The organism is Pseudomaricurvus alkylphenolicus, assembly GCF_011683955.1.
In the GTDB taxonomy this organism is placed as follows: domain Bacteria; phylum Pseudomonadota; class Gammaproteobacteria; order Pseudomonadales; family Cellvibrionaceae; genus Pseudomaricurvus; species Pseudomaricurvus alkylphenolicus.
In genome coordinates, this window is record NZ_JAAQPI010000030.1 from 1 (window position 1) to 24592 (window position 24592).

Annotated in this window: 23 protein-coding genes; 4 read left to right on the forward strand and 19 right to left on the reverse strand. The window is 52.2% G+C overall.

The features are described from left to right. From HBA55_RS35240 to HBA55_RS35295, 12 genes are all read right to left on the reverse strand, one after another. A partial coding sequence (locus tag HBA55_RS35240; RefSeq protein ID WP_167000494.1) for an NAD(P)/FAD-dependent oxidoreductase occupies window positions 1–809 on the reverse strand: 809 nt, incomplete at its 3' end. A gap of 32 nt (window positions 810–841) precedes the next feature. Beyond that, window positions 842–1699 carry an MBL fold metallo-hydrolase gene (locus HBA55_RS35245; protein WP_167000497.1) on the reverse strand — a complete coding sequence of 286 codons (858 nt, stop codon included), beginning with the start codon at window positions 1697–1699 and terminating at the stop codon, window positions 842–844. 531 nt (window positions 1700–2230) lie between these two features. Continuing rightward, window positions 2231–3784, reverse strand: a complete 1554-nt coding sequence (locus HBA55_RS35250) for a M17 family metallopeptidase (RefSeq protein ID WP_167000503.1) — start codon at window positions 3782–3784, stop codon at window positions 2231–2233. A gap of 189 nt (window positions 3785–3973) precedes the next feature. After that, on the reverse strand, window positions 3974–4741 hold the full coding sequence (locus tag HBA55_RS35255; RefSeq protein ID WP_167000505.1) for an alpha/beta fold hydrolase: 768 nt from the start codon (window positions 4739–4741) through the stop codon (window positions 3974–3976). A gap of 49 nt (window positions 4742–4790) precedes the next feature. Then, window positions 4791–5159 carry a nuclear transport factor 2 family protein gene (locus HBA55_RS35260; protein ID WP_167000507.1) on the reverse strand — a complete coding sequence of 123 codons (369 nt, stop codon included), beginning with the start codon at window positions 5157–5159 and terminating at the stop codon, window positions 4791–4793. Between the two features lie 126 nt (window positions 5160–5285). Then, window positions 5286–7316: a twin-arginine translocation signal domain-containing protein gene (locus HBA55_RS35265; protein ID WP_167000509.1), complete on the reverse strand. Its 2031-nt coding sequence runs from the start codon at window positions 7314–7316 to the stop codon at window positions 5286–5288. A 122-nt stretch (window positions 7317–7438) separates the two neighbouring features. After that, the gene (locus HBA55_RS35270) at window positions 7439–8878 is read right to left on the reverse strand and encodes an amidohydrolase family protein (protein ID WP_167000511.1); all 1440 of its coding nucleotides are present in this window, start codon (window positions 8876–8878) and stop codon (window positions 7439–7441) included. A gap of 182 nt (window positions 8879–9060) precedes the next feature. Continuing rightward, a complete protein-coding gene (locus tag HBA55_RS35275; protein WP_167000513.1) occupies window positions 9061–10488 on the reverse strand; it encodes an amidohydrolase family protein in 1428 nt (475 codons plus the stop codon). A gap of 115 nt (window positions 10489–10603) precedes the next feature. Next, complete coding sequence (locus HBA55_RS35280) at window positions 10604–12808, reverse strand: TonB-dependent receptor (RefSeq protein WP_167000515.1); 2205 nt, start codon at window positions 12806–12808, stop codon at window positions 10604–10606. A 119-nt stretch (window positions 12809–12927) separates the two neighbouring features. Next, window positions 12928–13122, reverse strand: coding sequence for a ferredoxin (locus HBA55_RS35285; protein ID WP_167000517.1), 195 nt, complete (start codon window positions 13120–13122; stop codon window positions 12928–12930). 12 nt (window positions 13123–13134) lie between these two features. Then, the gene (locus tag HBA55_RS35290) at window positions 13135–14328 is read right to left on the reverse strand and encodes a cytochrome P450 (RefSeq protein ID WP_167000519.1); all 1194 of its coding nucleotides are present in this window, start codon (window positions 14326–14328) and stop codon (window positions 13135–13137) included. A 57-nt stretch (window positions 14329–14385) separates the two neighbouring features. Continuing rightward, window positions 14386–15486, reverse strand: coding sequence for an aminopeptidase (locus tag HBA55_RS35295; protein WP_167000528.1), 1101 nt, complete (start codon window positions 15484–15486; stop codon window positions 14386–14388). A 169-nt stretch (window positions 15487–15655) separates the two neighbouring features. On the opposite strand from HBA55_RS35295, the gene HBA55_RS35300 reads away from it, so the two are divergent. The 4 genes from HBA55_RS35300 to HBA55_RS35315 are packed head-to-tail and all read left to right on the forward strand — an operon-like array spanning window position 15656 to window position 18866. Next, on the forward strand, window positions 15656–17056 hold the full coding sequence (locus HBA55_RS35300; protein ID WP_167000530.1) for a glutamine synthetase family protein: 1401 nt from the start codon (window positions 15656–15658) through the stop codon (window positions 17054–17056). Then, on the forward strand, window positions 17053–17811 hold the full coding sequence (locus HBA55_RS35305; RefSeq protein ID WP_167000532.1) for a gamma-glutamyl-gamma-aminobutyrate hydrolase family protein: 759 nt from the start codon (window positions 17053–17055) through the stop codon (window positions 17809–17811). The genes HBA55_RS35300 and HBA55_RS35305 overlap by 4 nt, the downstream gene beginning before the upstream one ends. A 36-nt stretch (window positions 17812–17847) precedes the next feature. Continuing rightward, entirely contained in the window at window positions 17848–18519 is a 672-nt protein-coding gene (locus HBA55_RS35310) for a dienelactone hydrolase family protein (RefSeq protein WP_206020116.1), read from the forward strand. 26 nt (window positions 18520–18545) lie between these two features. Then, on the forward strand, window positions 18546–18866 hold the full coding sequence (locus tag HBA55_RS35315) for a 2Fe-2S iron-sulfur cluster-binding protein (RefSeq protein ID WP_167000534.1): 321 nt from the start codon (window positions 18546–18548) through the stop codon (window positions 18864–18866). On the opposite strand, the gene HBA55_RS38270 is transcribed toward HBA55_RS35315, so the two are convergent. The 7 genes from HBA55_RS38270 to HBA55_RS35350 form a co-directional block, all read right to left on the reverse strand. Continuing rightward, entirely contained in the window at window positions 18808–19203 is a 396-nt protein-coding gene (locus HBA55_RS38270) for a carboxyl transferase domain-containing protein (protein WP_167000536.1), read from the reverse strand. The genes HBA55_RS35315 and HBA55_RS38270 overlap by 59 nt on opposite strands. Continuing rightward, window positions 19101–19610 (reverse strand): carboxyl transferase domain-containing protein, encoded by a 510-nt coding sequence (locus tag HBA55_RS35325; protein ID WP_167000538.1) that lies wholly within the window; start codon window positions 19608–19610, stop codon window positions 19101–19103. Before HBA55_RS35325 ends, HBA55_RS38270 begins: the two co-directional genes overlap by 103 nt. A gap of 28 nt (window positions 19611–19638) precedes the next feature. Next, window positions 19639–20049 carry a disulfide bond formation protein B gene (locus tag HBA55_RS35330; protein WP_206020117.1) on the reverse strand — a complete coding sequence of 137 codons (411 nt, stop codon included), beginning with the start codon at window positions 20047–20049 and terminating at the stop codon, window positions 19639–19641. 108 nt (window positions 20050–20157) lie between these two features. Further along, window positions 20158–20916 carry an enoyl-CoA hydratase-related protein gene (locus tag HBA55_RS35335; RefSeq protein WP_167000540.1) on the reverse strand — a complete coding sequence of 253 codons (759 nt, stop codon included), beginning with the start codon at window positions 20914–20916 and terminating at the stop codon, window positions 20158–20160. 201 nt (window positions 20917–21117) lie between these two features. Then, window positions 21118–22293 (reverse strand): acyl-CoA dehydrogenase family protein, encoded by a 1176-nt coding sequence (locus HBA55_RS35340; RefSeq protein ID WP_167000542.1) that lies wholly within the window; start codon window positions 22291–22293, stop codon window positions 21118–21120. Window positions 22294–22350: 57 nt separating this feature from the next. After that, window positions 22351–23715 (reverse strand): acyl-CoA thioester hydrolase/BAAT C-terminal domain-containing protein, encoded by a 1365-nt coding sequence (locus tag HBA55_RS35345; RefSeq protein WP_167000544.1) that lies wholly within the window; start codon window positions 23713–23715, stop codon window positions 22351–22353. After that, complete coding sequence (locus HBA55_RS35350; RefSeq protein ID WP_167000546.1) at window positions 23712–24575, reverse strand: VOC family protein; 864 nt, start codon at window positions 24573–24575, stop codon at window positions 23712–23714. Before HBA55_RS35350 ends, HBA55_RS35345 begins: the two co-directional genes overlap by 4 nt. Window positions 24576–24592 lie beyond the last annotated feature (17 nt).

Sequence of the window (24592 nt, forward strand, 5' to 3'; positions counted from 1 at the left end):
GGCGCCACCTGGGGCGGGCAGACGTGCAGCATATCAAAGCGGCGCTCGATCCGGGTTTTCTGGCCCTGCTCATCGGTGACCTCAAAGCAGGCGGTTTGTGCCGGTCCGTCCACCGCAACCAGGTTTTGATTAAAACACAACTCGGCATTGTATTTGTTCATATACTCCATCAATGCCGGGACATAATCGGCCACGCCAAACAGTGCGCCACCGGCATTGTGAAACGCCACCTTGATATTGGAGAGCCGCCCCAGCTTTAACCATTGTGAGCAAGACAGATACAGGGCTTTTTGCGGGGCACCCGCACATTTGATGGGCATGGGGGGCTGGCTAAAGAGCGCGGTACCCTGACGCAGTTCCTGCACCAGCTTCCAGGTATAGGGCGCCAAATCAAAGCGGTAATTGGAGGTAACGCCGTTTTTACCCAGGGTGTCTGTCAAACCCTCCACCCGGTCCCAGTCCAGTTTAATACCGGGCGCGGCAATCAGTACCTGGTAGCCAATGCGCTCACCGTTTTCCAGTGCCAGCTGATTGTCCTGCGGAAAGAACTCGGCCACCGCCGCTCGAATCCAAAGCGCCCCGGCGGGTATCACCTCAGCCATGGCGCGACGGGTTTGCGAGGGGTCAAAAACCCCGCCGCCAATCATGGTCCAACCGGGCTGGTAATAGTGAACGTCCTTGGGCTCGATAATGGCCACATCCAGAGTGGGATCTCGCTTCAAAAGACTGGCGGCGGTGGCGATGCCCCCGGCTCCGCCGCCAACAATCACAATCTGGTGATTGGTGGTGGTTGCTGTTGGTTTATTCATGTGCACAGCTCCTCATAATCGTTATTTTTGCGTTAAAAAAGGTCCAGGGGGATTTTTAAGTAACGTTGGCCATTGGCTTCCGGCGCGGGCAACTGCCCCGCCCGAATGTTGACCTGCACAGATGGCAGGATTAAACGCGGCAGAGTCAGCTGGGCGTCGCGGGCCTTGCGCATGGCAACAAACGCCTGCTTGCTGATACCCCTGCCAACATGGATGTTGCTGCGCTTCTGCTCCCCCACCGTGGTTTGCCATTGATACTCATCGCGACCGGGCGCCTTGTAGTCATGACACATAAACAACCGGGTTTCATCGTCCAGCTGGAAGATTTTTTGCACCGAGTCATACAAGGTGCCGGCATCACCACCGGGAAAATCACAGCGGGCGCTGCCAAAGTCCGGCATAAACAGTGTGTCCCCCACAAAGCCGGCATCGCCTATCACATAGGTCATACAGGCTGGTGTATGGCCAGGGGTATGCATGGCCCGCGCCTGTAAATTGCCCAGGGTAAAACATTCGTCGTCGGCGAACAGGTGATCGAACTGGCAGGTTACGTCATCGGGGATATTAAACGCTTTGCCGAAGCCTTCCTGTACCTGACCAATGCCGTTGCCAATGGCAATTTTGCCACCCAGCTGCTGTTTAACATACACAGCCGCTGACAGGTGATCGGCGTGCACATGGCTCTCCAGAATCCATTCCAGTTTGAGTTGATGATCCACAATATAGGTAATGATCTCGTCAATGGCGACCGTGGCAGTGCGCCCCGAGTCCGGCTCATAGTCCAGCACCGGATCGATGAGTGCGCAGCTACTGGTATGCGCGTCCACCACCAGGTGACTGATGGTGTAAGTCGGCGCATGAAAAAACGAAATAACGTCGGGTTTACTCATAGACACTGTCTTGTTCAAAGATACTGGCAGGGCCCGCTATAGGACTTGCCTGCCAGGCTCCAAATGTTATCGATTTTCTGCAACGCAAAGTAATCCCGCACCGCTGTAGGGTTACCGACGGTGACTGAAACAATTTCCGAAGAGCCGCAGACCTAAGCCGCAGACCTAACCAGCGAAACTCATTATTCGGGCGACAGTCAGTGGTGTATTCATCATTAAGCCTTGTGTGGAAGTTCCTCAAAACACATTGCTGCTATCCTAGGGCAAAGCCTCACTGGCAATTGTACAAATTTGGTCACAATTGGGCATAAGCTGGTGTCTGGATAGGCCGCAGTAGTTTCCCGAGTAGTCGGAACACCAAAATCAGGGTACTACTGTAGCAGCAGACCCTGAACACGTTTCGCGGCCTGTTTTTCAGGTTTAGTCTCAATCATGTCTGTTTCACCCAGACTGAATCAAAACTAACTGACAGAGCTACTGATATATTTACTAGGGATATCAATGAAATGATCACCAAGAAAGGAGCGTAAATCATCGCAGATAATGTGCTGCCAATGCAACGCAGGGGGCTGCAGTTGGGCTTCCGCTTTGCCAATCGCCGCCTTCAATACCACTGCCCGCTATATCAATATGCATATAAGGTAACGGCTGCTCGGACTTCGCGCCATGCTTATCCAGGCCCGATGCAACAGCGAGAAAAGCCATGGGAAACTGATGGCCGCGAGCTACGCTGACGGAAGTCCCATTGTTAGATGAGAGCACGTCATCTGCCGCAGTACGCGGCCTGATAAAGTGCCAATCTTCACGGCGAGAGAGGCTAATCTCCATACAATCCCCCCATTGCTCCCCGACTTCAGCCAGCTGTCGGGCCATCTGCTTATCCCTGGCAAAACCGTTCTCTACCAACAGAGTATAGGGCCCTACCGTCAAGGCCGCATGACCAGTCAAGGTAGCGACCGTCATTAATTCAGGCGCAACGGCCTCTTTGGCCTGCTCTCGGCAGCGGGATAAAAGATCCGCCATGGCGAGGCGGCCTTCCGCGTCGGTATTACCAATGCGAACCCGAACACCGGCACGGCTGGTGATAATTTCATCCGGAACAAAGGCATCCGAACCGATGCTATTCCGTACCGCAGCCAGTGAAGCAACAACTTTCAGGCCTTTTGGCTTCAGTTCTGCAACCGTCTTCACAAAGCCTGCTACCGCGGAAGCACCGCCTTTATCACGGCTCATACCTGCCAGGTGGCCGCCAACCTTGATGTCCACACCACCCACATCAAAGGTTACCGCCTTACCGACCAGATAGAGCGTCTTCTCAATGGGGCCTTCGCCTTCGTAGGTAAGGTTAATCACACGGGCATGGTGACGAGGCACTGGCAGTGAGGCACGGCCCACCGCTGCCAATAACGGGTATTCACGGGTAATCAGGTCTTGATCGTCAATTACTTCAACAGAGACAGAGCTTCCTGCCAGTGCCTCAACACAATAATCGGCAAACTTGGGTGGCGCCATGCGCTCGGGTTCAGTGCCACATAGGTCACGGGCCAAACGGCGACCGGCTTCTACGGCAGCCAGATAATCCACATCCAGGCTCTTCTCAATATCGACCAGTGTGATGCTCTCAACCGGCTCAAGTTGGCTCGTATCCTGCGCTTCGCGCGCTTCCAGAGGCTGCCACAATCGATGACAGGCCGCCAGATAACTCACCTCTACAGCCTGAGAAAATTCGGTATCTGCGGGCACTCCCTCTACCAGCAGAATGGGGTTTTTAGCACCGGCACCTTTTGCCATTGCCATCGCACTGGCGGCGGCATCCGCAAAGCGACGAACATCATCGTAGTCACGGTCCAGTGGCCCGGTAGGCGCATGAATCAAGCGGCCACCGGCCAACTCCGAGGCATGGATCAGAACCGTTTCCTTACCCAGTCGTTGATCCACCTGAGCTGCGCCAGCCAGTACAGCATTCACCTGCTCACAGCTATCACAGCCGGTATTGGACGTAATCAGAATCACCGCATCATTGGCGGTATTACCCGTCAATAGAGTGTTTAGATCGTTGCTTTGCTTGGGTGTTGGAAATGCCATGCTGTTCCCCGTCTAATTCCTATGGAGCCTTAAGGGCACTTCCAAAAATAAGAATTTTTAGAAGTGCCCTTAAGCTCTCTTAAAAAAAACGAAGGATTCTACTTGCAGCTACCAAGAATAAATAGCCCCATATCACAGAAAACGAATGGGGCTAATAGCAGATAGCAGATTTTATTGAGATGAGAGAGTCTAGAGAGCCCAGACCTTTAGGGCCTGATTGATCATTGCCTCAACCTGCTCACGGGCCTCCAGGTGAATATAGTGGCCTGATGCCACCACCTGACCAATCAGCGCATCGGCTTTATGCTCCAGCAATACATCCGGCTCAGCATTACGTCCACCCCAGAATCCAGCGACTGGCGCTTTCACCTTAGCCAGAGCTTCGGCACCATTCCACTGCAGCATACTGCTAAAGGATTGAATCAGCGCTTCAGGTGCCACTTTTTCGAAAACGTCCGCTCGCGATACAACCGCTTGCTTGTTGTCGTAAGGCCCTGCCTGACCATCAATTATCATCGCCTTGGCATCCTGATAGCCCTCACCAGAAAGCATCTCGTACAAACCGCTCCAGCCCTGGCGGGTGGCATCGTCAAAAACGATTGGCGCAGGGTCCAGCAGAATTACCCCGGCTACAGATTCAGGCACTTGCGCAGCCACTTCCAGTGCGACCAAGCCACCCATGCTGTGACCAATTACAATCGGATCTTGCAGACCCTGTTGTTTAATTAATGCCACAACTTGCTTAGCGCTGTCACTGATTGAAATTGGCTCCAATGGCATAGGACTTTCACCGTGACCTGGCAAATCAACTGCCAAGGTAGCCCCATGTTCTTGTCGCCAGAACTGTCCTATGGAATCCATAAACCCACGGTTACCCATCAGTGCGTGAATCAGTACTGCTGGGCGGCCTTCAGCTTCAACCAGATCATAGGCCAATGATATATTGGCAGATGTCATTAACTCGTTACTCCAAAAGTTGTTACTAAATACTTATTCAAGGACAATCTCAGGGCCCACTAAAGGACTTGCCGACCACGCTCCAGGTGCCATCGGTTTTCTGCAACACAAAATAGTCGGTAAACGCCAAGCCGTGGTAGCTATTAATGGCAACTTTAACCGCTGCCGAGTTATCAAAGATATCCAACACTTCAATATCTCCGGTCATATTCGTTTCGCGCCCGGGCGGATTGGAATCACAGAAAGCGGCTAGCGCTACGGCATCGCCTATCCAGACCTCGCCTTGAACATGACCGTGAATGGCTGCCGTTTCGTGAAAAACACCGGCCATCAATTGACTGTTGGCTTCGGAGAAGGCATCCACGTATTTTTGGCAGAGCTGTACAATAGTGGCTTCTTCCTGATTGCTATCAGACATAATTTTCCTGTTGGTGGTTTAAAGGGTGTAAAGTAGCTTTGAAGCGGCAAGCTGTGAGCTGTAAGCTGTAAGCCGCAAGTTAAAAGCTGCTTGTTGGAGAATACGTGCCATTAGCTGAAACAAGTATTAGATGATTTCCAGCACCTGGCGTGCGGCGCGCTGACCTTCGCTGTGGGCGCCCAGGGTTCCCTGTAGACCGCGCAATTCGCCATTGGCAAAAAAGATGCGGTCGTAGCCCTGGCGCAAGGTATCGGAGTTGGAGGTTCCGCCACCGGCCGGGTGGAAAAAACCGGGACCGGGAACGGCAAACGCGTGCCCCCAGCGATTGAGGGTGATGCCGGCAATATCCCGGCTTGGATCAAAACCGGTGCGTCCAAACATCGCCACCATCTGGCGACGAATTTTCAATTCAATGTCCCGATAGGGTGTCGAAAAAAGTTCCCAGCGTTTACTGGAACCCTGTTGTTTGGCGCTTAAGGACGGTTCGATCAGCGGTGCGTAGAACGTCATGACAATGGGTTTGTCGGGGTCAAACGGCGGTCGATAACCACCGACATCCAGAGGCTGGCGAATATTGCACATAAAACCAAATTCACCGCCCTGATACATCACCGAGGTAACACCCAGCTTCTCCATAAAACGCCAGTTGGTCAGTGCCACATTGGCCACCACTACCGGGCCGTATTCAAAGGAGTCCATAGCGCTACGGATATCGGCGGGTGCATCTCCCAGGATATTGCGATTCACCCAACTGGCGCTGCCGAGGATAACCGACTTGGTGTAAGCCGCATAAAGCTGGCCGCCTTTTTCGTAGACTACGCGCACTTTTTTCTGAGCACTACCGGGAACATGCCGAACATCCACGACAGTGGCGCCCAGGCGAATTCGAATGGGGTGCTTGTCGGTATCCAGCTGATCGAAGCGGATATCCCCATCCAACACATCCCTTGGGGTTTTGGCACCCTTTAAACAGTCGGGCCAGATATATTTGAGAAAATAGCGATAGGGAAAGCTGTTGCCACCGGGGAAGCAGTGCACATTAAAACCTTTCCAGGTGTCTACCAGACCACGGTTCTTGGGGTCATTCATGATCGCCGTATGGGGATCGCCGACCAGGCGAGCACCGGGCATTTCCATATTGTAGGTGGCTGCCAGCGCCGAGCAGGTGGAGCTGCCCAGGCCAATACCGGTGGCCAGCATGGGGTCGGCAAAGCGAGCTACTTCCGGAGAAAGGCCATGCACATCCACCAGCAGTTGTTCGTAACTCATGCTGTCGAGCCACTGGTCCAGCCCTTCCGCAGGGCGGTCCAGTGTCAAGCCCCACTGCCACTTCATCAGGTCCTGCTCAACCTCGGCGGAAAAGCCGAGTCCGCCAAAGCCATTAATCCAGGGGTTTTTAACCAGCTTGGGTTCGGGGTTGGCCTTGGTGGCTTTACCAAAATAACCAATGCTGTCCGACACAGGCCCCAGCCACATATACATATAGTTGGAGACGTCCGCTTCCAGCGGTTTGTCAGTTCCGGTGAGAGCAACGGGATCAAAGTGGAGCGGCATACCGATATCGGTAAACTCCTCGTACAGCAGGTCCTCGCCCAGAGCCACCTGGCCGGGCTCGGTGGGCAGAATCACCAGGTTGGCACCCTGGGGGCCAAAAATGGTGTGGCCGTCCACTTCAAATTCATTCTGTCGCGCCTTGCCGCCAAGGACTTGATGATTCTCCAGAATCAGGCCTTTAAGGGAGTCACCCTTTTCTTTGATCAGGCGATAACTGGCGCCGATGGTCGAAGGCCCGCCGCCGATCATAATCACATCGTAATCGTCACCGCCGTCCAGGTATGCGGTGGAACTCAGATCACCATAGTGCCCATCGCGAATCAGGTGAGCCCGAGAGAGTACCTCCCAAGTGTTGCCGTTGGAATTGCGGTAATCCCCCACCCCACCCGGGCCGTTGAAGCGGGCGGCTTGGTGTTTGTCGATGGGAGGGACAGAAACATCAGGGCCGGATTTTTCAGCTGCCAGTAACTCTCTTGGGGAGAGGCCGCCCAGCAGCCCGGCACCACCAACGGCCAGCCCCCCGAGAAAATCCCGACGGGTGATTGATGAACTTGCTCCCAGCTCTGCAAGCTCTTTATCAACGGTAGAATTTTTCCAGCCCATTAATTTCTCCTAAACCCACCCAAACACGCATTTATTAACAAGTAATTCTACTTTTTCTCGATACAAATCGACCGCATACGTAGGGTGGGTTAGTTGACAACGCCGCGACAAAGTAGAACTAATTAGTGACTGGCAGCTTGCATGGCCTTAAACATTTCAAGGTCTACTTTGTACTCTTCCTGAATCGCCGCCAGTTCCGCGTTAATCTTGGCCTTGGGCCAATACTGTCCCCGCATCATCACGCCGCTGATTGCCTTGGCATTAGCGATGTCAGCCAACGGGTTTTTATCCAGCAATACCAGTTCGGCACTGGCGCCTTCTACAATGGTGCCAAACTCCCCTTCTTTATCGAAATAGCGGGCCGGTTCAACGGTGGCAGCCTTGAGAATTTGGTAGGGGGTCAAACCCGCTTCGGCAAACAGCGCCATCTCCTGGTGTACATTAAAACCGGATGCGGTGGTATCGGTACCAATCAGCAGTGGCACACCAGCATCACTGAGGCCTTTTATCAGTGCCAGGCGAACTTCTCGGGAGCCCTTTAAACCATTTCTTGGGCGCGGGTGAAAAATCTCAAACATATACTCTGAGAACAGGGTCGCTTGAGCATTGCGATACTGAGCGGCGACATCTTGTTTGCTATAGCGTTCATACTCGGTCACCATTTCTTCCACCACGGTCAACGTGGGATCAACCCAGACCGGGTATTTTTGGGTAATTTCCGCCAGTTGTTGGATTTTTTGCGGCGTGCAGTAGGCCCAACCCTGATAGACATCATCCATGGTTGGCAGCAAACCCGCATCCGGCCCGGCGCAGGCCACATCATAACCTGAGAGGTGTTCAATAGAGCGCATGCCTTTCTTGATGGCGTACTCAAAATCGATCTGCATGGGCAAGTGACCCATCACAGGGATACCGACTTCTTTACCGGTATCCAAAATCGCATCAAAGGTCTCTTTATTCAAGGTCGAATAGATTTTTACCATATCAAAACCCATGGCAGCGGTTTTGCGCACGAAATCCGCCGCCGTCTTGGGGTTGGAAAATGGCGTCGTCAACGAGTGCAACTGTGGGTCACCATCCATGGGTACATACGAGGTATAAAGTCTCGGCCCAGCCATTTCACCACGGTTAATCTTGTCACGGGTTTCCAGGTTCAGCTCACCGCCAGCCACATCGCGAAGGGTGGTTACACCGAACATCAGATACTGGCGCAATTGCTGGCTCTGTACACGCTTTGCCATAGCCACTTGCTCGGCAGTTGCACTCCCTTTCAAGGGAGCGAGTCCATCCACATGGACGTGCATATCACTGAGACCGGGAATCAGGAACTTTCCCGATCCATCAATTCGCTGCGCCTCACCATCCAGACACTGGCGTGCCTGCTTGCAGATTTTTGCAATCTTGCCGCCCTTAATCAGCACCGAGTGATTGGCCATCACCTGATCAGAGGTCATGGGGATCAGGTTGACGTTTTTGATCAGGTAATCCTGAGCAAAAGAAAAATTGGAACCTAAAAATAGAACAGTAAAAGCGATTATTGAGTTAAATAAAGTTCTCATCATCTCTCTCAAAAAATTCCTAGCCAACTAAAAAGACAGCACCAACACACAATGCTTTAACTCACTGTAGCAGCGGGCTCTTTATAGCTGAAGGCTCTGACCGCGACAAAGACTGAAATATGACTGCCAAAGCCTGTCGCCCTCAGAGCGGGCTGCTACAGTAAAATAATGCTGAATTAGCCTAATCAGTGACTCGCGGCCTGCATAGCCTTAACCATTTCAAAATCCGCTTTGTATTCAGCTTGAATAGCAGCCAGTTCAGCATCAATCTTCGCTTTGGGCCACCACTGCCCCTGCATCATTACGCCGCGAATGGCCTTGGCATTTTCAATATCGGACAACGGGTTTTTATCCAGCAGTACAATATCCGCATTTGCACCTTCAACGATGGTGCCAAATTCACCCTCTTTATCGAAGTAACGAGCTGGCTCAGATGTTGCGGCAACTAATGCTTGGTAAGGGGTAAGGCCGGCTTCTACTAATAATGCCAACTCCTGATGAACGTTGTAACCAGTTGCCATAGTGTCAGTACCAACAAGAAGAGGTACTCCGGCATCATTTAACGCTTTTACTATTGCCTTTCTCACAGGTTTTGACGCTTTCAGTCCTGCACGGGGACGCGGGTGAAAGATTTCAAAAAGCCACTCTTGAAATACTTGTAGCATCGGCGGTGTAAAACTGGCTTCTTCCTTGTTATACCTTGTATGCCGATCCCACTCAGTTTTTACGTTATCCTGTACGATCAATGTTGGATCCACCCAAACAGGATATTTTGCTGTCATTTCTGCAACAGACTTTACCTTTTCAGGAGTACAGTAATTTAATCCTTGGTAGACATCATCCATAACAGGCTTAAGCCCTGCATCATAACCCGCACAAAACATGCCAAATCCTGACAAATGTTCAATAGAGCGCAGCCCTTTTTGCAAGACATACTCCATGTCTATCTGCATAGGTACATGACCAATCACAGGTGTATTCGACTCTTTAGCAGCATCTATAATTGCATCGAATACAGGCTTTGTTAATGTAGAATAGATCTTAATAAGATCATACCCTTCTGCTACGGACTGCCGGACATAATCAGCTGCAACTTTGGGATCATCAAACGGCAATGTAGCATTGTGCAACGTCGGATTTCCGTCCATTGCCCCCTTAGAAGTATAAATACGAGGGCCAGTAGCTTTGCCCTGCTCAATCTTTTTACGTGCTTCCAGATTAAGTTCGCCGCCACCCGTATCCCGGATTGTAGTCACACCAAACATGGCGTACTGTCTCAACTGTTGGCTCTGAATACGCTCAAACATCCCCCTCTGAACAGGATTCTTCTTCGCCAACTCAGGAATATGGCTAGTGTGGGCATGCATATCAGCCAAGCCAGGGATCAGGTATTTTCCCGATCCATCAATCCGCTGCGCCCCGCCATCCAGGCACTGGCGTGCCTGCTTGCAGATTTTTGCAATCTTGCCACTCTTAACCAGCACTGAATGGTTTTTCTTCACAACCTCCTCTGTCATCGGAACCAGGTTGACGTTCTCGATTACATAATCATTTGCCATCGCCCCACTCATGGAAAGCAAAGAAGCAATGACTAACAAGTAACGAATTGGCATGTTTATCTCCTGTGTTATCCCATTGGCGGTGATACAACACCGCCAATATCTACTGCTGTACACTAATTATAGAAGTACCTGTTCACTGCAACTGAATGAACAGGCACTGAGCGCTTTAAAAGTTCATTTTCACATTGACACCCAGGGTTCTTGGCTGCGGCCGGCTGTTCAAGGTGAAGCCCAATGACGCGGCTTCAATACCGGCTGGATACATCGCATCGGACTCATCGGTCAGGTTCCGGCCAAACAGGTAGATGCCATAATTCTCCCTCTCCATACCAATGCGCGCATTCACAAAGGTATTTTTTCCTGCCGTGAAGTCACTGGTCGGCTCTTCCCTTTCGCTGTTGTATTGCACCTCTAACATGGCAAAACCCTGTGCTTCCAGGCTGGTTAACTCGAACTCATAATTGGCCGATGCGGAAAAGGTAAACTTGGGCACGTTGACAATACGATCGCCATCGCTCACATCGGCGGGCGCCACAATGCCATTAACATCCAGGAAGCTGGCATCACTGGTGTATTCCGAAACATTGACATTACCGGTGGTGGACAGCGTCAGGCCTTCCAGCGCAGTGGCGTAACTGAACGCCCAATCCAGGCCATACGCCTGGGCCGTGGGGCCGTTAAATACAAACCCGATTCCCACACCGGGGGCTGCGCCAAATATCTGAATATCTTCCCAGTCGTTATAATAAAGCGCAGTGTCATAACTCAAACGACCATCCAATAGCGTACCCTTGGCACCCACTTCATAACTCCAGACACTTTCCTCTGCCACTTCCTCCTGGGGAGTGAAACCACCCAGGGCGATATTCATGGCCATAACACCACCCGGTTGAACCAGCCCACTGCGGAAGCCCCGTGCCGCGTTGAAAAACAGCAGGGAATCGTCACTGGGGCGCCAGGAAATATTGAGTTTCGGCTGTACGGTATCAAAGGTGGCATCGCGTTTCACCGCCACCCCCACGGCTTCCATTCCGGGAAATACCAACCCCGGCGCAATAGGGAAACCGGTGACCGCCAGGGAGCTTGGCAATTCTGTATCCGTGCGCTTATCCTCGAAATAGCGCAGACCCAAGGTCAGGTCCACAGAGTTATCAAAAAAGCTCCAGGTGCCCTCACCAAACACGGCCCAGGACTTGGATTCAACCAATTCGTCCACTGCACCGGGAAAACCGGGGGCCAGGGTAAACAAAAAGGTGGTCTCATTGTCATTGTAGAGGCCACCCAGGGTCCAACTGAAATCCGAGTCAGACTTTGAAACCAGGCGAATTTCCTGAGACAGGTTTTCAATAGTGCGATTGTCATAACCCACACCCACGGACAAACCCGAGGCGTCAAAAATCGCCTCTTCAAATTCAAGGTAGGAGGTGGCGCTGTATATACGGAAGGCGTCAAACTCGTACTCCACCGCCATATTGTAAACATCGTAATCAAAAGCGGAGTATTCGCTGTCGATGCCAGTAACCGGCGCAAGCGCTGTCGTGGGTGCGCCCATAGGACGGTCCAGGTTTTCGTCGGCAATATTAAAACCGTCCGCTTCCAGATCCTGGAACCAGGCGCCCAGACGAATTTCCAGGTTATCATTGGGGGTGTAGGTCAACTTCGCCCGGAAGTTTTCCAGGGTAGTGTCGTTGACATTCTTTTTGCCCACCGAGGAGTCATCAATATAACCGCCAGTCTCATTGACTCCGGCAACCAATCGCAAGCCGAGTACATCTTCCACCAGCAGCAGGTTGATAGCGCCGTTAATGGAGTAGGACGCCTCCCCATTGTGGATGGAGGCGCCGGTCACATCCAGCTTGCCTTCAAACTCAGTGGTACTGGCATCCTGGGTTTTGACAATCACTGTACCACCCTGGGAACTGGCACCGTACAGGGTGCCCTGGGGACCGCGCAGGACTTCGACACCCGCCAAATCAAAGCTGGGAATAGAAGGAAACTCCAGGTTCACCGCCGTGGCAAAAGGTACATCGTCGAGATAAAGCCCGACCGTGGGGTCACCCACCAACGCTGAGATACCTCGTATTTGAATCACCTGGTTGCCAGGGTTAACGGAGGTCAGTGTCAGGCCCGGGGTTTTGTTGATAAAGTCTTCCAGGTTTGCAGCTCCCTGTCGTTCCAGGTCATCGCCGGAAAATGCGGTAATCGGCAAGGCCACATCCATCAGGTTCTGCTCACCACGCTTGGAAGCCGTGACGGTGATTTCCTCCAGAAAGAATTCATCTGCTTTGTTATCAGTTGATTCCTCGGCAACTACAACTGGCGACATAGCCATTGAAACTGCCATCGACAATAGTGTTTTATTGATTTTCATCATATATCTCCTCTCGGATTATTTATTGGTATTTACAAACTCGGCACTATGAATCGGTCAAGACCTCTAACCTGTTAACACTTCCTATCAACATTTCCTATTGATGCGTCCCTGCACAATTACTCCTGCAACAAAAGCGCCCTTTCGGGGCAACTTCGACAAGCCCGTTGTGCCAACGATTTTTGCGCTTCGCTAATATCACTGACAATGACCGTTGGTTTGTCTTCTCCTTCCTTAAAGTCAAAAAACTCCGGGGCCACCATGACGCAACGCCCGTGCCCCTGACAGATATCCCAATCGACTGTTAGCTTCATCACTATGGCTCCTTACGCTGTCGCTGTAGATTCAGCCGTGGCTGACAAGGCAATGGGCAGCGGACCCATGGTGTTCCAATCGACGTCCCCGACCACCTGGTAGTCCGGGAAGAGCTGGAGAAATTCCTCCACGGCAACCTTGATTTCCAGACGCGCCAGGTGTGAACCGAGACAACGGTGAGCACCCATGCCAAAGGCCATATGGCGGTTGGGTGTACGCCCCAATACAAATTTGTCAGGCTCCGGGAATTCCTCTTCATCGCGATCGGCCGAGGCAAACAGCATCATCACCTTGTCACCGGCCGCAATGGCTTGACCATTGATTTCCGTGTCTTTGGTGGCCGTGCGAGCAATACCCCACACCGGTGAATAGAGGCGCAGCACCTCTTCAATGGCATCGGAGATTTTGTCAGGGTCGGCAATCAGCTCCTGGCGCAACTCCTCACTGTTGCTGATTTGCAACAACAGGTTGCGAATGGTGAAAGCGGTATTATCGAGACCGGCGATCAACAGGAACCAACAAAAGTCCATAATGTCCTGATCACTCAGCGGCTGGCCATTGACTTCGGCTTTCAGTAGGGTACTGATAAAATCATCGCCCAGGTTTTCACGGCGCTGCGGAATCAACTCGTTAAAGAAAGCGACAATATTGTCTGACGCCTGGCGAGCTGAATTGTGGTCTTTGCGCTCGTAAACAATTTCTTCCGTCCACTCCTGCAGTTCCTGCAGCTGTGCTTCGTCGCCCTCAATGTCCAGCAGTTGGCATATGACGGTGGTGGGCAGCAGTTTGGCGTACTCTTCCGAGATATCCACTTCGTCCTTATCGGCAATTTTTGCCAACAATTTTTGGGCAGAAACTCGCAGCATTTCTTCCCGTGCCATCACCGCGCGCGGCGTCAATTCATGGGCCAATATCTGGCGCAGACCAAAATGCTCCGGGGCATCGGCCTCCATGGGCAGCGCACGGCCGTCATATTCCATGGGCGGAATGGCGATGCCCTGACCGGAACAAAAGGTTTCGGCATCACGGGCCACTTCAAATACATCTTCGTAGCGTGATACCGCCCAAAAACCATCGTGTGCCTCTACACGGCCCACCGGGCACTGCTGGCGAAATTCTTTATAGGTCGGAAACGGGTCCTTGCGAAACTCCGGGTCGTATGGTTGCCAGCCGTGGGTTATTGGGCATTTTTTCTTTTCACTCATTGCAAATACCTTTTGGTTATATCTTTTTTAACAGAGAGCACTGAATAGCAACGCGAGTCACACCAGATATTCGCCGTTTTCCAGCACTTTGATACGCTCGCCGCTCTCGGTGATCAGTTCCGCAGAGGCGGTAATTTGGCAAGCTTTGGCATAGGGGTTGTCGTAGTGGAGCACCGTGGTTTCATCGATAAATTGATCCACCCCCACGGTGCCACCGAGAAAATCGCTGCGTCCAAAACCCCAGTGGAAACCGGCTTTTTCATCTTCGATATAGAGACCGGACACCCGCGCATCGGGATTACAGCCAAAAGCAATTTCTCCCACATTGCGGCGCATGGGGTCTAACTCAAACAGTGACTCATAGAAATCGCGGGCCGTGCCCTCTCCCCCCACCGCCACAATGCGGTTGGCTTCGATAGTCAACAAGGCCACGGAACCATCTTCTGCCGCGACCGGTATGGTGCCTCGGGTTTTGGAAACATCCCCCTCAATCTCTCCTTCGTAGGGGGTAATCCATACTTCTCCGCTGGGCATATTGATCAGGGCCACGCCTTCTTTGTCGCGGTGCAGGTAACCGTTATCAACACCACATTGACGGTGACGCAGGTCAAAGAAACAAGAATGCCCGGTAGAAAAAGTCACTTCGGCGGCAATGGCTTGATCGAAGGCCTGCTTTAATTTCTGGCAGCGTTGCTGCAGCAGGGCATAATCGATGTCGTAACAGGCGTTCTGCATCTCGACACAGGCCAGCGGCATACTGGCAGCGCGAAAGTTCTCCGCGCCCGGACGGCGCATGGCCGCCTGCACCAGACCGGCGGTCATGGAGATCTCCGTCATGGCGATGGCCAGGCTCACCTGATCGAGCTGCTCGTCAATAGTGACAATGTCGTCCCCCAAGCGCCCCTCTTTGGGAAAGGGAGCGTGGTGATCGGCAACCGCCGGGAACCTTAGCAGCGGCAGCACCTCAAACCCGCGCTCTTTACCCAGGGCGGCAAACTGGCTGTGCCACTGCTGCGCCATCTCAAAGCGCTGCTGCCAGGCCTTATTGGCAGGTACGGTGGCGGTAGGCTCATCCACCAGAATCAGCACCCGCTCCCCGGTTTCGGGGGCAAATACTTGATCGGCAAATCTTCTAAACTCAAACGAACGGTGGGTCATCTGTCACTGCCTTAGGCTGTTGGATTTTGTGATGAATCCATCCTATGGCAAAGCTCTGCGGGCAATTGTACAAATTTGGTCACAATTGGGTATAAGCCCGGGTCCAGGCCTCCCCAACAGGGGGGGCAGGCGTGTAACCTGAGCCCACGAATGACACGGGAAGCGAGCGATGAAGCAAAACAGCAATGAATTAACGAAGCTGATTGAGGAACACAACCTGGACACCGTCTCGGTAGTGGCCTCGGACTTGCACGGGATAGCACGAGGCAAGAAAGTACCGGCCAAGCGACTGTTGCAGAGCAGCAGCTCGCCCATGCGCATGTCTAACCTGATGGCGATGCTGGACTACGCCGGCGTTCCCTTCCCTCCTCCTGAGGGGGACGAGCGCTGGTGGCCTTCCTGGAGCGAGGGTTACACCGATACCCGTGCCGTTATCGACCCCAACAGCGCCCGCCTGGTGCCCTGGCAACCCGGCACCGGCCTGGTGGTCTGTGACTTTGAGCATGTGGATGGTCGCGGCGAGCTGAATTATATGCCCCGCGCCACCCTGAAGCGGCTGACCCAACGCCTGGCCGATAGGGGTTACGACACCAAGGCGGCCATCGAAATGGAATTTATGCTGTTTGATGAAACCGACCGCAGCGCGGCGGAAAAACACTATAAAGACCTGACTCCGCTCTGGCCTACGCCCCAGGCCTACTGTTTAACCACCCTGGGCCGCCACGATGAGGTCATTACCGGCATTCGCGACCAGCTGGCCGGCTTCGGCCTGCCCATCGAGACCTGGAATGTCGAAGCCGGTCCCGGGCAGGTGGAGATGAACCTCCCCCCCAGCGAAGCACTGGCCTCGGCCGATCAGGGGTTTCTGTTCAAACACGCCCTGAAAGAAGTGGCCGCCCAAAAGGGCCTTTACGCCTCGTTTATTTCCAAACTCTCCAGCGCCGGTTTTGGCAACGGCACCCACCTTAACTTCTCTTTGTGGAAAGATGGCCAGAACGCCTTTCATAGTGGCGATGCTGAAAACCCACAATCGGAAACCCTAAAGTATTTCACTGGCGGTCTGGTGAAAACATTGCGGGAGTTTACCCTGATGTATGCCCCCACCGTGAATGCCTACCGTCGCTTTGTGCCCTACTACTCCACCGGCATGATGGTTTCCTGGGGCTACGACAACAAGTCCAATACCGTGCGCACGGTAACTGAAAGCCCATCCCTGTGCCGGGTAGAGCAGCGCACCGCCGGCGGCGACGTCAACCCCTATCTGTTGATGGCGGCGTGTATTGCCGCAGGCCTGTACGGCATAGACAACCAGATCGAACCGCCGGCACCCACCCTGGGGGATGCCTATGCCGACCCGAACCTGCAGACCGTACCCACCACACTTGAAGAGGCTATCGAGCTCTTCGAGCAGAGTGAAGTGACCAACCAATACCTGGGCGAAGATTTCGTCCGTTTTTACGCCCACAGCCGCCGACAGGAAGCGCTGGCCTTTGCCGACGCCACCCAAGGCATGCCAGACACCAGCGAAGTGACTGACTGGGAACTGGCCCGTTACCTGGAGATTGTATGACCCGCGACAAGACACACCCGAAACCCATCATCGGCATTATCGCCTGGCGCCAGAACATCGAGGTCTGGAGCAGTCAAATGGACCTCTACATACTGGATGCACCCTACGTTAACCGGGTCCAGGCCGCTGGCGGCATGCCGGTGCTGATTCCCCATGTGGAGCCCGCCGACGCTGAAGCGCAGATAGCAGTCGTAGACGCACTGTTGATTACCGGCGGCGACGACCTGGACCCCAGCTCCTACGGTGCGACGGACGAAGGCCATTGCCTGGGCACCAATATTGCCGCCGATCGCAGTGAAATCGCGCTGGTGCAAGCGGCCGCCAAGCGGGGCATTCCGGTGCTGGGCACCTGCCGTGGCATTCAAATTATCAATGCCGCCTTCGGCGGTAACCTGCACCAGGAAATGCTTGGCGAGGGCGGTATCTGCCACGGCCCCAGGCCCGAAGTGTTGGATGAGATACTGGCCATTCGCCACGACCTGGAAATCGCCCCCGACTCCCTGCTGGCCCGCGCGCTAGGTACCGAGCGGCGCCAGATTAACAGCACCCACCACCAGGCCGTTAAGGAGGTTGCCCCCGGATTTCGCGCTGTCGGCTGGGCACCGGACGGTACGGTGGAGGCCATTGAATCCACCCAACACGACCACATTCTGGGGGTACAGTGGCACCCGGAAAAATTGCCGGCCCCGGACAATCAAGAGCTGTTTGAACAATTGATTGGCGCCGCCATTGAGCGCAAAACCGCGTTTAATTGATTCCCCACTTCAACAAGGTTTATGCAGGAAAAGGTTATGCCTATGATTCAACTCACTGCCGCTGACGGTTTCACTCTGGATGCCTATCAGGTTTTACCGCAAGGCACACCTAAAGGCGCCGTGGTTGTGATTCAGGAAATTTTTGGTGTTAACGGTCATATCCGCCAGGTAACCGACAGCTATGCCGCCGCCGGTTACGTGGCCATTGCCCCGGCACTGTTTGATCGCCAGGAAAAAGACGTACAGCTCGGTTATGATCAGGAAGCGCACTGGAACAAAGGCATGCAGTTGGCTTTTGAAGGTTATGATCGCGACGCGGGCATGAAAGATATTCAGGCCGCCGTGGATGCCGTCGCCCAGTACGGCAAGGTGGCTATTGTTGGCTACTGTTTCGGCGGCCTGCTGGCCTGGCTGGCGGCCAACCAGGTAACGGGGTTGAGCGCCGTGTCTTCCTACTACGGCGGATTTATTGGCCAGGAAGCCCATCGCAAACCGCAATGCCCGGTGATCCTGCACTTCGGCAAAAAAGACCTGCATATACCTGAAAGTGAAATCAATATGGTGCGCGAAGCCAATCCAGAGGTCACTATCCATATGTACGATGCCGACCACGGCTTCAACTGTGACCACCGTGAAAGCTATCACGCGGAAAGCTCCGCCCTGGCCAAAGAACACACCTTGGCTTTTTTTAACGCACAGCTCAGCTAAACCGATTCAAAGAGATACCGATTACTATGCCACTGATTACCTATATCGAAGCCGATGGCACCGAACACAAAGTAGACGTTGCCACCGACACCACCCTGATGCAGGGTGCGGTTAACCATATGATTGACGCCATCGCCGCCGAGTGCGGCGGTGCCGGCACCTGCGCCACCTGTCACTGTTATGTGGATGAAAACTGGCGCGAAAAAATCACCGCCCCCAGTGATATGGAGGCACAAATGCTGGAACTGGTGATGGAGCCCAGGGACAACAGTCGCCTGAGCTGCCAGATTAAGGTCGACGCGGATATGGAGGGCATGGTGGTGCGTTTGCCGGAGGCGCAGTACTAAGCCTCGACTGCCGTGAACCCAGGCTGATATTTCTTCTCTGTGAGTTTGACCGTATGACTAAACAATAAGGGTTTCGCATAAAGATAGTGACAATCGGTGCTTTCATCTTGGCACCGGCTGTAAACATTGCCGCCATTTTCCTGGCAGCCCCCTGAGCTTCGCTTTCCGGGCCAACCATAAACCCTGGGGTATCACACAAAGACACCAAAGGCAGGTTAAAGCTGCTACACAGATTTATAAAGTTGGCGGCTTTTTCCGCAGCCTCGGCATCAATAGCTCCACCCAAAACCTTACAATCATTACAGATAACACCAAACGGTTTACCTTCGAGGCGCATAAAACCGGTAATAATGCCCCCACATAAGCCTGCCCCGATTCAGTAAACGACTGCGTATCTGCCAAAGTGGTAATGATCTTTCGAACATCGTAAGTATACCGGCGGTCTTCCGGCATCAGGCTCCAGATTGGTGATTGTTCCGCACAATGCCACTGCTTCAGTGTTCCTTGAAAATAAGACAACAGATCTTTGACCAAACGGGTAGCATGAGCTTCGTCATCGGCAACAATATCCAGCGTTTGGCGGATGCGTTGGCGAAAATCATTCAGGGTGCCATAATGAGCAGAGTTTGTATTATCTATATCCAGCTCAGCAATCGACTCACTACTCGATTCAGTTTTAGACTTCGCAATCAGATCCATAATCACGGCGCCTTTTTGCAGCGTCTGGCCTTCACTGGTGAACATCTGTCCCACCAGGCCGGATATCGGCGCCTTAAGATGTCTCAAGGCTCTTCGTGTATTTTCTTTCAACGCCATCCACCAAGATTAACCACAACTGAGCAACGATAATAAACAACGCTGCACCTGAAAGAATAAAGGGATCAACAAATATATCTTCATGGAAAGCAAACTCACCACTGGATATTTTTTTCCAGTGCATAAAGTTCTGATTTACCGCGACAATTATCCCCATCAAGCCGACCACTGAAGCCAGATACTTGAACACCCACTGTCTCGCCACTGGAAATAAGAGAAACAGCCCCAGCAATGCGATAACCGTTCTCTGCACCCGGCAGTAGGGACAGACATACACCAGACCAGAAAGCTCAAGGGCCCATGCTCCAATGCCGATAAACACAGTAACAATACCAAGAATACGCTGATGCTTCTTAAGAAATTCCAATTCGAATATGTTGATAAATTTTCCTCCTCAGTTGAAATAGGTTCGCTATGATTTGTACATCATGGGGTAATCACAGAGTAACTGGGGTGACCATTTAATTGTCACAGCCTAGTTTTGAATATTGAGAAAATTCTTGAATGCTTTTTGTGCTGCATCTGAATTCAAGCAGTCACCCAGGGCTCGAAACTCCGCAATCACTCGGTCTTCTAGGGGCTCTGGAGCTCTATTAAAAAGCCGTTTCGTGGCCCGCAGCGCGGATAGTGGTTTCTCTGCCAATCTCTCTGCGTAAGATAAGCTAAGCATTCCCAGAACATCTTCACCAACGACCTCAGAAAATATTCCAAGAGATAGCGCTTGATCCGCTAAGATGGATTTTGCTTCATAGAAAATTCGTAAAGCCTTGGCATGTCCGACCAATCGCTCCATGAGAGCGGTTGCTCCCGCCTCAGGAACCAGGCCAAGGTCGACGAAAGGATACCGGACTGACGCACTCTCTGATGCGATTACCGCATCACAGTGAAGCAGCATAGTGGCACCGAATCCAATTGCTCTCCCTTTAACAGAGGCTATCAATGGCTTATCCAGCTCAATTAACGCAAATACAATATCCGTAGATGGAGTAGCCTTGTCAGCAAGTTTGTCAGCGCTCCACATTTGTCCGACAAACTCTTTGATGTCGTTACCCGCACTAAAATCTGTCCCGTTGGCTGACAACAGGAGCACATGAACACGGTCATCATGCTGCGCTTTGCGCAGTGCAATTGCCAGTTCAGAATACACGTCTTGAGTAAAGGTATTTAACCTATTTGGGCGATTCAACGTGATTCGAGCTACCCTGTTCTCTACCTGGTATAGAATATTACTCACCACAATACTCCTTAGATCCCGACCACCTCAACACTATTCCGATGCCTATTCTCCGTAGCCGTTTCGAATCAGACGGCCAAGACCTATAACCACCTGCATCCATTCCGGTTTCTGGAAGATCCGAGCACGCTTCTGGGATCTTAGTCTTGCACCTTCCTGTTTTAGCATTATCAATGCACATATTTTTAGGCATCTTTATGGTCAGAAGTTACGAATATTGAACGGTTCGTATTCGTCAGATAAGGAGTTTCGACTGATTATCAATTTCATTATCTCAGAGGCTCCGCCAAATATTCGGGCTATACGCGCATCGGTATACTGTCGAGAAATTGGGTACTCATCCATGTATCCGGCACCACCGTGAATCTGTACACCAATATCCGCCGCTTTGCATTGCAGTTCACTGGTCAACAGTTTAGCTTTCGCTGCATCAACCGCTGTCAACTCACTGGCATTGTGCAAGGCTACACACTGGTCTATATATGCTTGCGCCACATCCAGCTCAGTACGCAGTTCAGCGAGCGTAAACTGGGTATTCTGAAATGCTGACAAGGGCTTACCAAACATCGTTCGCTCAATAGCGAAGTCCCGAGCCAAATCAAACGATAACTGAGCTGCACTCAATGCTGCGCAGGAGCCGATTAGTCGTTCTTCAGCCAATCCCTCCATAAGGTAATGAAATCCTTTTGTGGGATCGCCGAGAAGGTTCCTCTTTGGGACCTTCACATTATTAAAAAACAGCTCTGCAGTATCCTGCGCCTTCATGCCCATTTTTTTGAGGTTACGCCCGCGGTCAAAACCCTCCATATCGCGTTCTACCACGAATAAACCCATCGCATGAGGATTGTTTTCCGGGTCCGTCTTAGCCGCTACTACAACAAGGTCTGCATTGATACCGTTAGATATATAAGTTTTGGACCCATTGAGAAGGTAATAATCTCCCATATCCTTGGCATGGCTTCTAATTCCCGCCAGATCGCTGCCAGCATCCGGCTCTGTCATGGCGATAGCCAGAATGTGTTCACCAGTCACACATTTAGGCAAGAAACGCAACTGTTGCTCTTTGGTTCCGTAACGTATGAAATAGGGTCCAACCAGGCGGCTATGCAATGTGGAATACCAATCGTAGGTTCTGGCATAGGCGTTTTCTTCGATAATAATCTGTTCATAGCGGAAATCATCATCGCCTACACCACCGAATGCTTCTTCTGGCCATACCATCAGAAATCCTTGATCGCCCGCACGTTTAAACGCACTGCGATCTACAATTCCCTGCTCCCGCCACTGCTCCATATACGGAACAATTTCCTCCCGCAAGAACTTTCGATAGGCTTCACGGAACATATTCTGCTCTTCGCTAAAAATTCTCTTTAACATCAAAAATTGCCCTGCTATTTACAAATGTCGTCACTCCAGCGAGAAATGTTTGACCACCTAGGCCAGATGGCTCCGGAAAAAGTCGATCATTTTTCGCCAGCCTTCCCGTTGCAATCGTGCTATCCCTGCCGGTGTGCCCCCCATAGTCATATTGATCGGCAACAAGGGATGAAGAATGCTGTCAGAGAGCATGGTTGGCAAACCGGGAAAAGTGAACATATGGCCTGATTCCGGAACGGTAAAACTTTCGACATCAAATGCATAGTTACATGCTTTCAGTCTTTCTGTAGCTCTTTCCACCGCCAACTTGGATGGCCAGGCTTCATCGTCTTCACCCCAGATAATCAACACCGGGCACTGCATTCTTTCAATGGGAATCGCGGCTCTTTCGTAAATATCCGACGCCGCATAAAAGGGTTCAAGATTCATGCGCGCATTAAACAATTTGCCATCCGTGGGAACCTTAAGCTCAGGCGGTACTCGCTCCCAGTCCTCGAGAGTGCCCGCCCAGGGCAGAGGCTCGCCTTCCAAAGTCCATGCTGCATGGGGGGTGCCAGTTTCATCAACAGCACAGAGCTGGAGGTCACCCGGTACCACCGGAACCACCGCCTTGATCATATCCGGCAGGTATGAGGCCACGATAAAACTGCCCTCTCCACCTTTTGAGGGGCCTGTAATACCGATACGGTCGTGACCAAGATGCTGGCGAAACCAATCAATGGCTTCGCGAAAATACTCCACGGGTACCCCTAACTGATACTGGGATAAATCCTCGTAGTTGAAGTACGCCAACGCCAACACTGAAAACCCGTGAGAGGCCAGGATGGCCGCATCTTGTCGATAGATGCCCCCTCCCGAACCGGAAATCAGGATGACACCGGGATAACCTCGATCGGGTCTATTTACAGCTTGTGGTTCAAACAGCATACCTCGTAATCTGCCTTCGCGAAGCTCGGTCTCCACCACTGAAGCGGGATAAAACTCGCGAATCAACTCTGCCTCCGCAAGCAGTTCGCCACTGACTCTGGCTTGGAACTGAATGCTATGAGGGTCATCAGACTGGACTTCAGGCAGTCCTAGGCGATGCCCCCGTTTTACACCGGTTTCTGTAGGTGCCGCACCCTGCTGTTTGAAAGCGGCATGCCCTTCAGGTGCGTCAGGCGTCATTGACCAGAATAAGCCATCCACTCCGGGCTCTGCATAGCTGCCGGCCACCGGTGTCGCCTGGGACAGATCACAGGAACCCTGTTCATCGGTGATAAATGACGCCGTTGAAGTCCAGGCCACGTTAACATCATCAACCCAGATGGCCTTGATATCAACTTTTGACTTTGCGGGAAAGTGAATCAATTTAGGGGCAATGGAGCGATCCATAACAATGCGATCAGTCCCCAGGTCTAGTACGGGTTTGTTTGCGCTCATTCAAAACTCCTGTCATTTCGGGTTTCCGCTTGCCGAAATAGTAAATTTATTCCACAGGCGTGCGAAGCACTCACCTCTAGTTCATTTTCGCCCTTTTGAAAGCTCACCCCATTGTTTTTGAAGAGCTGTTCACACTTCGCTATGTCCGACACCAGGATAACAGCCCGTCGTATTCGCGGGCCTTGATCCTTCGCCTCGATGTTTCTTTTCGTAATTTGATATTCAGATGACTGGCCTCGAACCGAGCAGACATCGCCTTCCATGACACAACTGCCGGATAAACTACTCTCGGAGAAAAGCAATTGCAGTCGAGTCGTCAAAGTATCCAAGTCATCGCTATCCGCCAGAACCAATGGCATATGCACGGCACCATTCTTATGTTGCCGCCACTCCTGGGCAAACGCCGCCTCCGGTACATGCTGGATGGAAAATCCTTCACAATAGGTGGGAGTGAGCCCATTAGTCAGCGCAAAGCTGCTGAAGCAGGCTTCCTGCTGAGTACCGTCTGGGTGGGTGACTGAGCGAGTTAAGCGAGACTGCAGTGCACTTGGCGCCAAACCGAGTTCTTCGCACTGGTTGTGTATGGCTTTCATATCCGAGCACTGCCAGATAATCGACCAGGCCACATCACCACCAGCGGCTTCTATTGCTTGCGGTACAACCACATAGTTACCCAGTTTATCGACATCATCCACCGCCAGCAGCTCGATAAAATTTTCGCCAAATACCACTAACCGATTGGCGGTACCAAAAGGATGAACCGATTTAGCGGTTAAGGTAAACCCCATCTTCTCATACAGCGCAGAAGCTTTATCGAGATCTGCCACTACCAGGATCAAATGATCAATATCAAAAACCATATCTCTCTACACATGTT